This window comes from Stenotrophomonas sp., from assembly GCF_059505245.1.
Genome location: NZ_JCACKF010000028.1, coordinates 1 through 13,946 on the forward strand (window position 1 = coordinate 1; position 13,946 = coordinate 13,946).

Sequence of the window (13,946 nt, forward strand, 5' to 3'; positions counted from 1 at the left end):
CGAAGCGCTCGGCACCGATCTTGGTCAGTGCGGCGGTCAGCGTGGTCTTGCCGTGGTCGACGTGACCGATGGTGCCGACATTGACGTGCGGCTTGGTGCGCTCGAACTTACCCTTGGCCATGGCTGCTTATCTCGAATTCGTCTGAGAGGTGATGCTTAAGATGGTGCTCACGAAAGGAATCGAACCTTCGACCTCTTCCTTACCAAGGAAGTGCTCTACCGACTGAGCTACGTGAGCCGAGTTTTGCATTATGACATGAACTCGATAAGATTCAAAGTTCATTCAATGGAGCGGGAGACGGGAATCGAACCCGCACCATCAGCTTGGAAGGCTGAGGTTCTACCATTGAACTACTCCCGCGCTGGGAATGTCACAACGTGAAACTGGTGGAGGGAGGTGGATTCGAACCACCGAAGGCGTAAGCCAGCAGATTTACAGTCTGCCCCCGTTGGCCGCTTGGGTATCCCTCCTTACCACCCCATTCCGTTGCCGCCGAAGCGTTGCGGTGTGTGGTGGTGAGCCGCTTATTCTGCTGATGGGACGGGGGGCTGTCAACGCTTTTTTCCATCTTTTTCACACGTTGTCGCAAACCCATTGATACGCAAGGTTATTGACCGGGGACCGGCAGGGTCTCGCTGGCGAAAATTGCGACATGGGGGACTCCGTCGGCGCCGATCCAGCCCCGATACATGCCCTGGGTGTTGAACGGCGTGGCCATTCTGCCGTCCGCGGCAAGCACGATCGCTCCACCGTCGCCGCCCATCTGCGGAATCGTCTCGTTGATCACGCCCTTGCCGGCCTGCTCCGGGCTCTGCCCCTGGTAGCGCATGCGCGCACAGATCTCGTGCGCGGCCGCGGTGCGGATGTAGTACTCGCCCCAGCCGGTGCCCGACACCGCACAGCGCGCATCGGCCCAGGTGCCGGCGCCGATGATCGGCGAGTCACCCACCCGGCCATAGCGCTTGTTGGTCATGCCGCCCGTGGAGGTGCCGGCGGCCAGCTGCCCCTGCGCATCCAGCGCGACCGCACCGACGGTACCGAAGTGCTTTGCGGTCTCCAGGTCGGCATGGGCCTGGCCATTGACCTCTTCCTTAAGCGCGCGCTGCAGCTGCTGCCAACGCTTCTCCGTGCGGAAGTAGGAGGGATCAACCAGAGCAATGCCCTGCTCCACCGCGAAGGCTTCGGCACCCTGCCCTACCATCATCACGTGCCTGGACTTCTGCATCACGGTCTGCGCCAGCAGGATCGGGTTACGCACCCGCTGCACGCCGGCCACCGCACCTGCTGCCTGGGTGGCACCGTCCATCACCGCCGCATCCAGCTCGTTGTGGCCGTCATGGGTGAACACTGCGCCCTTGCCAGCGTTGAAGGTCGGATCGTCCTCCAGCACGGTGATTGCCGCAGTGACCGCTGCAAGCGCCGGACGACCGGCCGCCAGTTCGGCATGGCCTTTCAGCAGTGCGGCGCGCAACGCATCGCGCGCAGCCTTCTCTTCGGCCGGCGACAGGTCCTTGCGTTCGACGCCGGCGCCGCCATGGATGACCAGCAATGGCGACGCAGCCGGGGCGGCCTGGGCGATCAATGGAAAGGACAGCAGCGCGGACAGCGCCAAGCGCAGTTTCATCAGGTACGTCTCCAGCAGGACAAGGGAATGGATTGCAGGGTAGCGCCGGCCGCTGGCCGCAAGGGGCGCATCAGCTCAGGGAAAGTGAGTTGCCGGCCAGCGGCCGGCGCTACCGAAGCGTGAACTCGATCTCGCCGTCGCTGATGTCGGCCACGGCCTGGTAGTCGGCCTCGGCCTGGAAATCGTCCAGGCGCATGCGGCTGCCACTGGCGACCACGGTCACCGGAACGGCATGGAAGCGCAATGGTTCGCCCTCGACCAGGCGATCGGCATCACGACCGGGGCTGACCACCCAGACCTTGCCCTCGCCATCAGCGCTGTAGACCTGGGCCTGGCCATCGGGCTCCACGCACAGGGCGGTGTCCTCATCAACGCCGATGCCGACGATGTCAGGGTCGCCGCTGTCCTGCGCGGCGCGTGCCACGAACACGATGAGGCGGCCAAGGCGGTCACGCTTGTCGAAATGGGTGTCGGTGACCACGCGCTGCAGGTAGGGCATCTGCAGGAAGCCACTGTCCATGGTGACTGCGCTGCCCATCGGATCGGCCAGCGCACCGGCCGAGCTGATGCTGCCGCCATCCATGGCGCCATAGGCATAGCCGCCGAGGATGGCCAGGCCAGCGCTGGTACCGGCAATCGGCTTGCCGGCGCGTACATGGGCGTTGAGCGCGCGGTTGAGTGCGGTGCCCTTCCAGAAGCGGATGTAGCGCGACTGGTCGCCGCCGGCAATGAAGATGGCATCGGCCGCAGCGACCACGCGCAGCACGGCTGGATCATCGGCACCGCGGCGGCTGTCGAAGACCAGCGTCTGTACCGCGGTGGTGCCGCCGATCTGGCGGTACAGGCGGTCCTGCAGTTCATTGCCACCGGAGGCACGCAGGATCAGTACACGGCCATTGCCTGCCTGCTTCAACCACCACTGGAAGGCATCCGGCACCCACTCGCCACCGCCCATCAGCATCATCGCGGATGCACGCGGCCCGGGACGTGGGGCCTCAAGGTCGCCGACCTCGTAATAGGAAAAGCCCGGGCCCTGCAGATCCTGCGCGGGCGCGGCCGACGGCCAGGCCAGCATGAGCAGCGCCAGCCAGGCAACAGGGGTACGCAGGGTCCGGTGAACGCGTCGCATCTTGATCTCCCTGAACAAAATCGACTTGCAAGCGTTTTCACTCTTTGCCAGATAGGGACCCAGTAGTCAAGGACATAAAAAAGGCGTTAAATGCGCGCGCCCATTCCGGAAATCTGAATGGGGGACAGGCCCCTCCTCTGCGGGCCGGCTTCATTTCCGAGAATTCCTCATGCGTAGAAAGGCGATGGCGTGGTCGATCCAGCTAGCGTTGATGGGTGTGGCTGCTTCCGCGGCCGCCCAGGCTCCGACGTCCTCTCCGGTACAACAACTGGACGCGGTGCAGGTCACCGGTTCGCGCATTCCGCGCGCCCAGGTGGAAGGCCCCGCCCCGATCACGGTGATCAACGCCGAACAGATCCGCTCCAGTGGCTTCACCAGCGTGCCGGACGTGCTGCGTGCGATGACCCAGAACGGCGGTGAGACGCAGAGCCAGCAGTCTTCCAGCGGCGCCGACTTCTCGCCGGGTGCCCAGCAGGTGGACCTGCGCGGCCTGGGCCCTAACCACACGCTGGTGCTGGTCAATGGCCGCCGTATCGCCGACTTCCCGATGCCGTTCAAGGGCCGCAGCAACTTCACCGATGTCTCCAACATTCCGCTGGGGATGATCGAGCGCATTGAAGTACTGACCGGCAGCGCCTCGGCCATCTATGGATCGGACGCGATCGCCGGCGTGGTCAACTTCATCCTGAAGAAGAAGGCCGACGGCACCACGATCGACATGCGCATGGGCACCACCACTGAAGGCGGTGGCGAGTCGTTCGACATGAGCATCGCCAGCGGTTTCAGCCGTGGCAACTTCAACGCGGTGTACAGCGTGGAACTGCAGGCGCAGACGCCGCTGTGGGCCTATGAGCGCGACATCCAGGACTCGACCCAGGACGGCCCCACCGAGGGTTCGCGCATCGCGCGCCGTGCGTACCTGCGCACCGACTACAACGATGACTATCTGGACCCCGGCGCCGCCACCTGCGAAGCGCTGTCCGGCCAGAACCAGGGCAGCACCTACCGCGCCTACCGCCCGAAGTACGGCTACTACTGTGGCAGCGACAGCTCGATCGGCTACGGCACCATCCTCAGCAAGCGCCGCGGTGCCAACGGCTACGCGTCGTTGAGCCATGACTTCGACAATGGCCAGCAGTGGTTCGCCGACGTGCAGCTGGGCTACCACACGATGTCGCTGATGCGCGACGTCACCAAGTGGGGCCGCATGGACGCCAACGGCGATGAGTCGGGCTACTTCAACAACGAAGCCACCGGCGAGATCGAGTTCTGGCAGCGCCAGTTCTCGCCCGAGGAAATGGGTGGCCTGCGCAATGCCATGGTGCGCAGCACGCAGAAGACCTTCAGCGTGACCACCGGCTTCAAGGGCAACCTGGCCGGCAACTGGGACTACGAAGCGGCATTGAGCCATTCGCAGTACCAGTCGCGGATCAGCTGGGCGCAGATCATCGCCGCCAAGGCCAATGACCTGTTCCTCGGCCCGCAGCTGGGCGTGGATGACGACGGTTTCCCGATCTACAACGCCGACCCGTCACGCTTGTACCGGCCGCTGACCCGCGCCGAGTACGATTCGATCGCCGCGCGTACCACCTACACGCCGAAGTCGCGCACGGAGACGGCGGCATTCACTCTGACCAATTCCGCGCTGTTCGGCCTGCCCGGCGGTGACGCCGGTTTCGCCGCGACCGTGGAAGTGGGCCAGCAGGCGTACTCGCTCAATCCTGATCCGCTGGCGACCCAGTACTACTATTACAGCTGGAAGGATTCGGACGGCCAAGGTTCGCGCAACCGCTGGGCTACGGCGGCCGAGCTGCGCATGCCGCTGCACGAAACGGTCAACCTGAGCGTGGCCGGCCGCTACGACCAGTACCGCTATTCCGGCCACACCATCGGCAAGGCGACCTGGAGCGGTGGCCTGGAATGGCGCCCGATCGACACGCTGCTGGTGCGCGGTTCGTATGGCACCGCGTTCCGTGCGCCGGACCTGCACTATGTATTCGCCGGCCCGGGCAACGATGAGACCACCGCCGAAGACCTGTACAGCTGCCGCGCCGACGGCGCCACCGACTGCGCCGACTACGAGCGCAACCTGATCCGCAGCCGCACCGGCAACCGCCAGCTCGACCCGGAAACCAGCACCTCGTGGAGTGCCGGCTTCGTCTGGTCGCCGGCCGTCGGCCTGGACCTGTCGGTGGACTGGTTCGACATCGACATGCGCGACCAGGTGCAGGACATGGACGTGCGCACGATCCTGGCCAACGAAGCGAACTGCCGCCTGGGCAGCGCCGACATCACCGCGCCGACCTGCGTGGATGCACTCGCCCGCATCACCCGCAGCAACGACGGGCGCCTGTATGGCGTGCGCGTGGCGCCGATCAACGTCGCCCGCGAATCCACCTCCGGCATCGACGTCGGCCTGCGCTACCGCCTGCAGACGGGCATCGGCGACTTCATCTTCAACGGCACCCACACCTGGGTGAAGAAGCATGACTTCCAGCGCTACCCGGGCGACCGCACCGAAGACCAGTTCGCAGTGAACAGCGGCTTCGACATCCCACGCACCAAGACCAGCCTGAGCGTGACCTGGGAAAAGGATGCGTGGTCGGCAACGGTGTACGGTTCGCGCCTGGGCAAGCTGCCGACCTCGGACAGCTACGACCAGGTGTTCGACTGGGACAGCGGCGACAGCCCGTACGTGAAGGCGACCTATCGCTACAACGCCTCGCTGCAGTACCGCTTCGACGACCACTCGCGCCTGTCGCTGTCGGTGGTCAATGTGTTCAACAAGATGCCGCCGAAGGACCGTACCTACACTGCATACCCGTACTACGACGTGTCCTGGTTCGACAGCGTGGGGCGCACGATCAACCTGCAGTACACCCACAAGTTCGGTGGCAGCGCGCTGTAAGCGCCCGGCCAGCGCAGATACAGGAGACCCCCGCTTCGGCGGGGGTTCTTTTTTTCCGCCGCCTGAACGGTACCCGCGCGCAGGCTCCGGCCCGACCGGCCAGCCGGGGATTTTAGGAAACAGCTGATTCCGCGCCGCGCGCGCCGCTCCCTAGCATCGTTGCATGTTCCGCTTCCCCCGCCCTTCGCTGCAGCAGGCCGTGCCATCGACCACCGCGTCGGTGCTGCTGCGCTGCCTGACCGTGTGCGTCTTCGTCTGCCTGGCCGCCGCGGCCGGCTTCTACCTGCTCACGGCATTCACCGAGAACATCTCGACCCATCGCCGCGAGATGAATGCAGCGGCCTACAGGGCCCAGATCTATTTCGACCAGCGCGAAGCCCTGCTGCGCTATCTGGGCGATTCGGTAGTGAGGGGCAACCCGGATGCACCTGCGGCGGACAGCGAAGGCATGCGCCAGGTGCCGCTGGATGGTGCTGGCGGCCAACCGGGCCAGCGGCTGCTGTTGTCAGCGCGCGCCGAACACACGCTGCAGGCACTGCAGACGCATCTGCTGCTGGTCGATGCGCACGGCACGCACTGGCTGGCCGGCGGCGAGGTCGACGTGGACCTGGCGCACCTGCCATCGCTGCGTGCGCTGCAGGCACGCAGCGGCAGCCTGGAGGCGGCCGACCCGGTGCACTGGCTGCGCCCGGGTGACAGTGGCGTTGCATTGGCGCAGCCGGTACAGGCCGGCCCGCATCCGACGCAGTGGCTGGTGCTGCTGCTCGATGGCGCGGCGGCGGCGAGCATGATCGACGGCCAGGGCATCGGCGGCTATGCGCTGCTCGACCGTGCGGGGCAGCCGGCATTGTCCAGCCAGACCCCGCGTCTGGATGGTGCGGGCTGGAAGACCCTGCGGGAACGCCAGGACGACAGCTTCGGCACGCTGTGGAGTGGCGGGCTTCCGCGCGGTGTAGCGCTGGTGAAAAGTGTCGGCAACGACGGCTGGCGGTTGGTCTACCACCTGCCGTCGCAACTCCTGCTGGGTGACCTGGCGGTGCCGCTGCTGGTCTGCGCGCTGTTGCTGCTGCTGGCCGGCGTCGCGCTGCGCCTGCTGCGGCATCGCGTGGACCTCCAGCTGATCCAGCCGGCCCTGCAGCAACAGCGCAGGCTGCTGGAGAACCTGGATTTCAGTTCGACGGTGATCGACATGGCGCCGGTCGGCATCTGCGTCCTGCGCCGCAGCGACCGCGCGCTGCTGCTCTCCAACCAGCTGCTACGCGACTGGCTTGGCGAAGAAGGCGAACACAGCGACTGGCAGGCGCCATGGCGCGGACATGCCGGCGAGCGCGGGCGTGGACTGGAATTCACCACCCGCGACGGTCGTCAGCTGCAGGTGCTGCACGCGGCCTGCCGCTACCAGGGCGACGACGTGCTGCTGTGCGTGTTCCATGACATTTCCCGGCACCGCCAGGCACAGGCCGCGCTGTCGTCGGCACGCCAGGCCGCCGATGCGGCCAACCAGGCCAAGAGCGCGTTCCTGGCCACCATGAGCCATGAAATCCGTACTCCGCTCTACGGCGTGCTGGGCACGCTGGAGCTGCTCGGGCACACCTCGCTGGACGCCCGGCAGTCGCAGTACCTGCGCACCATCGAGAGTTCCTCATCGGTCCTGCTGCAGTTGATCAGCGATGTGCTGGATGTTTCCAAGATCGAATCCGGGCAGCTCAGCCTGGAGCCGGCGCCGTTCTCGCCGCGCGAGCTGACCGAGAGCGTGCTGCGCAGCTTCGCCGCATCGGCCACCTGCAAGGGCCTGCAGATCCTGGTCTGCACCGACCCGCGCCTGCCCACGCGCGTGCTGGGTGATGCCGACCGCATCCGCCAGGTGCTGGGCAACCTGCTCAGCAACGCGATCAAGTTCACCGAGCATGGCCGGGTGGTACTGCGCGTGCGCCAGGTACAGCGCGAAGGTGAATCGAGCGTGCTGGCCTGGCAGGTCACCGATACCGGCGTGGGCATCGCCGCGGAGGAACAGGCGCGGTTGTTCGAACCGTTCCGCCAGGTCCGCGGCGCGGCCAGTGCACAGGGCACCGGGCTGGGCCTGTCCATCAGCGACCGCCTGGTGCGCCTGATGAGCGGCGAGCTGCAGGTGGTGAGCGAGCCCGGCCTGGGCAGCAGCTTCAGCGTGCGCCTGCCCTTGCCGGTGCTGGCCGCCGCCGAGGATGGCCCGACCCTGCTGCCGGAGCCGCCGATCCTGGTGCGCGGCCGTGATCGCGAACTGGTCGACAGTGCCTGCGGCTGGCTGCGTCGCTGGGGTGCCAACGCACAGCCCCTGCAGGGCGACCCTGCACTGCTGGACCATGACGGCGCGATCCTGATGGACGGCGAGGCCGGGATGCCGCTGGCCTGGGCAGGCCCTCGCGTGGTGGCATCGATCGACGGCGGCGACCAGCCCACCGTTGCCGCCGATGGCAGCCTGGTGGTGACCCTGCATGGGATGACCGCGATCGGCAATGCACTGGCCAACGTGCAGCAGCAACGTGCGGCGCTGCCGGAAACATCGCGCGCGGCAACGCCGATGCCGCTGGGCCTGCACGTGCTGGCCGTCGAAGACAACCCGATCAACCGGGTGATCCTGGCCGAGCAGCTGCGCACCCTCGGCTGCGACGTGGAGCTGGCACAGGACGGCGTGGAAGCCCTGCAGCGATGCCGAGAGCAGTCTTTCGATCTGGTGGTGACCGACATCAACATGCCGCGCATGGACGGCCACGCGTTGGCCCGGCAGCTGCGCGAGGACGGCAACCCGGTGCCGGTGATCGGCGCCACCGCCAATGCCACTGCCGAGGAGCGCGAGCGCTGCCTGGCCAGTGGCATGCAGGGCTACCTGAGCAAACCCATCGACATCGCACGCCTGCGCAAGGCGCTCACCTCACTGCGCCAAGGAGACCCCGCATGACCCAGCGTGTCCTGATCCTGGAAGACCAGCCCTTCCAGCGTGGTTTCCTGGCCAACCTGTTCGGCAGCCACGCAGGCGTGCAGGTCGACGCCTGCGAAGACGTGGATGCGGCCATCGCGCTGTGTGCGTGCCAGCCCTACGACCTGGTGGTCAGCGACCTGCTGATGCCCGGGCAGGACGGCATCCAGTTCATCCAGGCGCTGGCGGCACAGCCGCGCCCGCCACGCCTCGCGGTGGTCAGCGCGGCCCCGCGGCGGATGATGACCTCGGCACGGCTGATGGCCGAATCGCTGGGGCTGGATGTGGTCGGCCTGCTGCCCAAGCCGGTGGCGGCCGCCGATGTGGACGCCCTGTTCGAGGCCTTGGCGCAGGCGCGTCCGGCCGCCGGCGAGGCCCCTACGCGCGCGGCGGCTGCGCCCGAACCGGATGCATCGCAGCTGCGCCAGGCCATGGCCGATGGCAGCCTGACGGCCTGGTTCCAACCGAAGAAGTCACTGCAGTCAGGACGCGTGGTGGCGGCCGAAGCACTGGTGCGCTGGCGACATCCGCAGCTGGGCACGCTGGCCGCTGGCAGCTTCCTGCCGGCAATCTGCCGCTACGGGCTGGAGGGCGATCTGCTGCGGATGATGCTCAAGGCCAGCATCAGCGCGCAGGCACGCTGGCGCAAGCAAGGGTTCCGGGTACCGGTATCGATCAACCTGCCCCCTCACCTGCTGGAGCAGTCGGACCTGCCCGACGAACTGCTGGCACTGACCCTGGCCAACGGCGGTACGCCCGGTGAATTGTGCTTCGAACTGATGGAAAACAGCACCACGCGGCACGTCAGCGACTTCTATGCCGGCGCCTGCCGCCTGCGCATGAAGGGCTTCGGCCTGGCCCAGGACGATTTCGGGCAGGGCCTGAGCTCGGTCCACAACCTGGTCAATACCCCTTTCACCGAGGTCAAGATCGACCGCGCGCTGGTCAGCGGATGCGCGCGCGACCCGGCCTTGCACCTGACCCTGTCGACGGTGATCGCGCTGGCCAACCAGCTGGGCCTGACCATCGTGGCAGAGGGCGTGGAAAGCGATGCCGACCTGGCTGCCCTGCGCCAGCTGGGGTGCAGCCAAGTGCAGGGCTTCCTGATCTCGCAGGCGCTGCCGTCGGACGAGTTCACCCGCCTGCTGGACGAAGAAGCGCCGCAGTTGGACGAGTCGCCGCGAGCCGCCCTGCGCTGACACGGATTCCACGTCCGCTTCACGAAATCATCAAGTGGCATTGACGATCCTGTCTGTGCAGCGGTGGCGGATGTCCCTCCGTTGCTGCCCATGGTGCCGCTGACCGCTCCCTGCCCTGAGACCTGCCATGCCGGCCGAGGCCGCTCCTGTACGCCGACTCGCTCGCCGCTCACTGCGCGTCCACGCCCTGCTGATCGGCGTTGTGGTGCTGGCCACGCTGCAGGCCGGACTGCTGCTGTCGGCCGGCTCGCAGCTGTTCAACGAAGAGCGCAGCAAGATCGAGTACCACTTCCGCCGCCTGGACGGCACGCTGCGCGAGCAGGAGCGCTTCCTGCGCCAGTGGCGGCTGCATGATGTCGGCACGCATGGGCAGCCGGTGGCCGATGCCAGCGTGGAGCTGCAACGCGGGCCCTTGTTCGCCAACTTTGCGGTGATCGGAAGCGAGGGGGCCAGTCTTTCGCCACCGACTGAACTGGGCGACCGTTTCCTGCGCTTCTACGGCACGTTCTGGTCGGCCTCGCGCTATCCACCGCCGCAATGCCTGCTGGTCGATGGCCAAGGCACGCGCGGGCTGCTGGCACCGGTACAGATCGCCGGTACCGACGCGAGCCAGAACAGCCCGCATCACCTGCGCCCGGCGATCGCCGACATCCACCGGGTGCTGGGTACGCGACCGGCGGTGCAACGTGGTGGCATCGTCTGGGTGGGCGTGCCATGGCGCGACCGGCAGACCTGGCTGCTGGCCATCGCCCACGCCCCGCAGGATGCGCGCCTGTGGGGTGAGGACGACAAGGACTCGCAGGCCGCACTGGCCTGCCTGCTCGATCCTGGCCGTGTCGATGACTATCGCCAGGTGCTGGGTGTCCCGGTGTTCCAGCGGCTGTCGCTGTTCGATGCCAACGGCCAGCGCCTGCTGGGCGATGCAGCCGATGCCAGCGAGGCTGGCACCTCCTGGCAGGCCGGCCTCGCTGGCCTGCAGTTCCGCATGCGCAGCGAGCGCGGCTGGCTGGCGGTCTACCACGTCGGCTGGCGGCAGGTGTTCCAGCACCCGCAGGGGCCATTGCTGGGCGCGACCGTGGTCGCCCTGCTGCTGGCACTGGGCGGCACGCTGGTGCTGCGCGCGTACCGGCGTTCGGTCATCGAGCCGCTGCGCAGCAACCACGCGCGCCTGCTGGAAAGCGAAGCCTTCAGTCGCACGATCCTGGACAACGCGCCGATCGGGCTGTGCCTGCTGCGTCGTACCGATGGCAATGTGCTGCTGGACAACGCCCTCGCCCGCCGCTGGCTGGGCGAGGACTATCATGCCGGCGGCTGGCATGGCCCGTGGCGGCGCAGCGTACTGGCTGCCGGCGGCACCACGCTGGGCGATGGCCTGGCCTACGCCACGCCCGAAGGCCGCCACCTGCTGGTAACGGCGACACCGGCGCGCTATCGCGGTGAGCCGGCGGTGCTGTGCCTGTTCATTGACCTGAGCAGCCAGCATGAAGCCGAACAGGTGCTGCAGCAGGCGCGCCGCGCCGCCGACCAGGCCAACCGCGCGAAGAGCCAGTTCCTGGCCACGATGAGCCATGAGATCCGCACGCCGCTGTACGGTGTGCTCGGCACGCTTGAACTGCTGGGGCTGACGCCACTGGATGCACGGCAACAGGACTACCTTGCAACGATCCAGCGTTCGTCCTCGACCCTGATGCAGCTGATCAGCGACATCCTGGATGTCAGCAAGGCCGAGGCCGGGCAACTGAGCCTGGAGCCAAGCCCATTCGATCCAGTGCGGCTGACCGAGGACGCGCTCGACTCGTATGCTGCCGCGGCCGCCAACAAGGGGCTGCAGTTCTACGCCTGCATCGATGCCGACGTACCGCCCGGGGTGTGCGGTGATGCCGCGCGGATCCGACAGGTGCTCAACAACCTGATCAGCAACGCACTGAAGTTCACCGACAGCGGGCGCGTGGTGGTCCGTGTTTCGGCACGCTGGCAGGAGCAACGCTGCTGGCTGCAATGGCAGGTGGCCGATACCGGTATCGGCATTGCCAGCGAACACCAGGCGCATCTGTTCGAGCCATTTTTCCAGGCCAACCCGGGCACCGATGCGATGCGCGGCACCGGCCTGGGGCTGGCCATCTGCGCGCATCTTGTGGCGTTGATGGAAGGCCAGCTGCGCGTGGTCAGCGAGAGCGGCCTGGGCAGCAGCTTCAGCGTCGAACTGCCGCTGCCCTCGGCTCCACCGGATCCACAGCAGGCCCCGCCGCCGCAACTACCCGCCGGCCTGCAGGTACAGGTGCGGGGCAGCGTGCGCGAACTGGTGCAATCGCTGTGCGAGCGCCTGCAGCAGCGCGGTGCACAGGCCAGCGTGTACCGGGAGGACAGCGCAGCAGGCCTGCCATCGTCCGCCGTGCTGCTCGAGCTGGTCCTGGACGACCCTCTGCCCGCATGGGCGGGTGGACCGCGCGTGATCGCCTGCCGCGAAGGCGGGGTGCGGCCACGGCAGGTCGATGGCGCCTGGCAGGTCGGCCTGCATCGATTCGACGCGATCGTGCTGGCCCTGGCCGCGGCCAGCGGCCAACCGCTGGCGGCCAGCGCCGGAGGGCGCCTGCCGGCGACGCGCCATTTCGGCCTGCAGGTGCTGGTCGCCGAGGACAACCCGATCAACCAGGCGATCCTGCGCGACCAGCTGGAACAGCTCGGCTGCCGCGCCGTGGTCGCCAGCGATGGCAATGAAGCGCTGGGCTACTGGCAACAAGGGGCGTTCGCGCTGGTGCTGACCGACCTGAACATGCCCGGGCTGGATGGCTACGGCCTGGCCCGTGCCTTGCGGGCACGGGGTGTCAGCGTGCCCATCCACGGCGCCACGGCCAATGCCGACCCGGCCGAACGCCAACGCTGCCAGGAATCGGGCATGCAGGGCGTGCTGGTCAAGCCGATCACGCTGGAAGCCCTGCAGCGCCTGCTGACCCGGATCACCGACGGTGATGCACCGGCCGTCGCGATGCAGGAGCGCCCTGCGTCCACTGCGTCGCACGACAAGGATCCCCCGCTGCAGGTTCCCGCGAAGATGCAGTCGCTGTTCGTACAGACCATGCAGGCCGACCTGGACAGCCTGCGCCAGGCGATCGCCGCTGCCGATCCCGCCAGGGTGGCGCAGGTTCTGCACCGCATCCGCGGCGCGCTGGTGATCGTCGGTGCACCTGCGCTGGTCGACAGCGGCCTGCAGATCGAACAGTGCCTTGCCGGCGGCGATGACCTGGCCACCCAGGCGGCCGCTCTTGCCGGGTTCCAGCGACGCCTCGAGCAGCTGCTGCATCCGTTGCGCGACGCTGCATCCCCCTCCCTTCCCGACGACCCGACCCTGCCATGACCACACGGATCCTCATCGCCGACGACCACCCGATCGTGCTTGCCGGCATCCGCGACGTACTGGCCGGGGAACTGGACCTGGACATCGTGGGCGAAGCGGCCGATCCGGCGACGCTGATCGAGCTGATGACCCGGACCCGGCCACAGGCGGTGATCACCGACTACAGCATGCCGGGAGGCGATCGCTTCGGGGACGGCATCAAGCTGATCTCGTTCCTGCGCCGCAGCTTCCCGGAGACGCGCCTGCTGGTGCTGACGATGGTGTCCAATCCGTCGTTGGTCGCGGCGATGTATGCCGCCGGCGCCGGTGGCGTGGTGCTCAAGAGCCATGGATTGGGCAGCCTGGTACAGGCCCTGCGCGTGGTGCTGGCCGATCGCGTCTACCGCCCCCCGGGACTGCTGCCGGTAGCCGCGAGCGAACCGGCCGATGCGGATGCGGTCCGTGCGCGGCTGTCGCCGCGCGAGCTGGAGGTGATCCGCCTGTTCACCAGTGGCATGAGCGTGGGCGACATCGCACGCCAGCTGCAGCGCAGCGCCAAGACGGTCAGCACGCAGAAGATCAGCGCGATGCGCAAGCTCGGTGTGGACAGCGACCAGGCGCTGATCGAGTACTGCTTGCAGGCCTCGCTGTTCGGCTGAGGCCACTCCCGGCTGAATCCCGCCGGCCCTGCGACGGGGCCTGCAACCGCTTTAGGAAACGCCTGATTCCATCGGACAGTGCCGATTTCTAGGCTGGAGACATCCCGCCAAGGTGCGCCTGCCGGCTGTTGCCGCATCG

Annotated in this window: 8 protein-coding genes and 3 tRNA genes; 5 read left to right on the forward strand and 6 right to left on the reverse strand. The window is 67.3% G+C overall.

Annotation, left to right across the window (positions count from 1 at the left end; genetic code table 11):
• The 6 genes from AC5JLE_RS11410 to AC5JLE_RS11435 form a co-directional block, all read right to left on the reverse strand.
• The coding region (locus AC5JLE_RS11410) for a GTP-binding protein (protein WP_049419246.1) at positions 1-121 on the reverse strand (121 nt) is incomplete at its 3' end.
• Between the two features lie 41 nt (positions 122-162).
• Positions 163-238: transfer RNA gene (locus tag AC5JLE_RS11415), tRNA-Thr, on the reverse strand.
• A gap of 49 nt (positions 239-287) precedes the next feature.
• A tRNA-Gly gene (locus AC5JLE_RS11420) sits at positions 288-361 on the reverse strand.
• A 24-nt stretch (positions 362-385) separates the two neighbouring features.
• Positions 386-471 (reverse strand) — tRNA-Tyr (locus AC5JLE_RS11425).
• Positions 472-608: 137 nt separating this feature from the next.
• Positions 609-1,625, reverse strand: a complete 1,017-nt coding sequence (locus AC5JLE_RS11430; RefSeq protein ID WP_100449372.1) for an isoaspartyl peptidase/L-asparaginase family protein — start codon at positions 1,623-1,625, stop codon at positions 609-611.
• Positions 1,626-1,734: 109 nt separating this feature from the next.
• The gene (locus tag AC5JLE_RS11435) at positions 1,735-2,754 is read right to left on the reverse strand and encodes a cyanophycinase (RefSeq protein ID WP_241884053.1); all 1,020 of its coding nucleotides are present in this window, start codon (positions 2,752-2,754) and stop codon (positions 1,735-1,737) included.
• Positions 2,755-2,923: 169 nt separating this feature from the next.
• On the opposite strand from AC5JLE_RS11435, the gene AC5JLE_RS11440 reads away from it, so the two are divergent.
• From AC5JLE_RS11440 to AC5JLE_RS11460, 5 genes are all read left to right on the forward strand, one after another.
• Positions 2,924-5,662 (forward strand): TonB-dependent receptor plug domain-containing protein, encoded by a 2,739-nt coding sequence (locus AC5JLE_RS11440; RefSeq protein ID WP_241884052.1) that lies wholly within the window; start codon positions 2,924-2,926, stop codon positions 5,660-5,662.
• A gap of 163 nt (positions 5,663-5,825) precedes the next feature.
• Positions 5,826-8,597: a response regulator gene (locus tag AC5JLE_RS11445; protein ID WP_241884051.1), complete on the forward strand. Its 2,772-nt coding sequence runs from the start codon at positions 5,826-5,828 to the stop codon at positions 8,595-8,597.
• A complete protein-coding gene (locus AC5JLE_RS11450) occupies positions 8,594-9,814 on the forward strand; it encodes an EAL domain-containing response regulator (RefSeq protein WP_032956914.1) in 1,221 nt (406 codons plus the stop codon). The genes AC5JLE_RS11445 and AC5JLE_RS11450 overlap by 4 nt, the downstream gene beginning before the upstream one ends.
• A 127-nt stretch (positions 9,815-9,941) precedes the next feature.
• Positions 9,942-13,169: a hybrid sensor histidine kinase/response regulator gene (locus AC5JLE_RS11455; protein ID WP_241884050.1), complete on the forward strand. Its 3,228-nt coding sequence runs from the start codon at positions 9,942-9,944 to the stop codon at positions 13,167-13,169.
• A complete protein-coding gene (locus AC5JLE_RS11460; protein ID WP_014036089.1) occupies positions 13,166-13,807 on the forward strand; it encodes a response regulator in 642 nt (213 codons plus the stop codon). Before AC5JLE_RS11455 ends, AC5JLE_RS11460 begins: the two co-directional genes overlap by 4 nt.
• Positions 13,808-13,946: the final 139 nt, after the last annotated feature.

Excerpts from the sequence above, each read along its gene's own strand:
- AC5JLE_RS11430 (WP_100449372.1), bottom strand. The coding sequence starts at position 1,625 with ATGAAACTGCGCTTGGCGCTGTCCGCGCTGCTGTCCTTTCCATTGATC.
- AC5JLE_RS11435 (WP_241884053.1), bottom strand. The coding sequence starts at position 2,754 with ATGCGACGCGTTCACCGGACCCTGCGTACCCCTGTTGCCTGGCTGGCG.
- AC5JLE_RS11440 (WP_241884052.1), top strand. The coding sequence starts at position 2,924 with ATGCGTAGAAAGGCGATGGCGTGGTCGATCCAGCTAGCGTTGATGGGT.
- AC5JLE_RS11445 (WP_241884051.1), top strand. The coding sequence starts at position 5,826 with ATGTTCCGCTTCCCCCGCCCTTCGCTGCAGCAGGCCGTGCCATCGACC.
- AC5JLE_RS11450 (WP_032956914.1), top strand. The coding sequence starts at position 8,594 with ATGACCCAGCGTGTCCTGATCCTGGAAGACCAGCCCTTCCAGCGTGGT.
- AC5JLE_RS11455 (WP_241884050.1), top strand. The coding sequence starts at position 9,942 with ATGCCGGCCGAGGCCGCTCCTGTACGCCGACTCGCTCGCCGCTCACTG.
- AC5JLE_RS11460 (WP_014036089.1), top strand. The coding sequence starts at position 13,166 with ATGACCACACGGATCCTCATCGCCGACGACCACCCGATCGTGCTTGCC.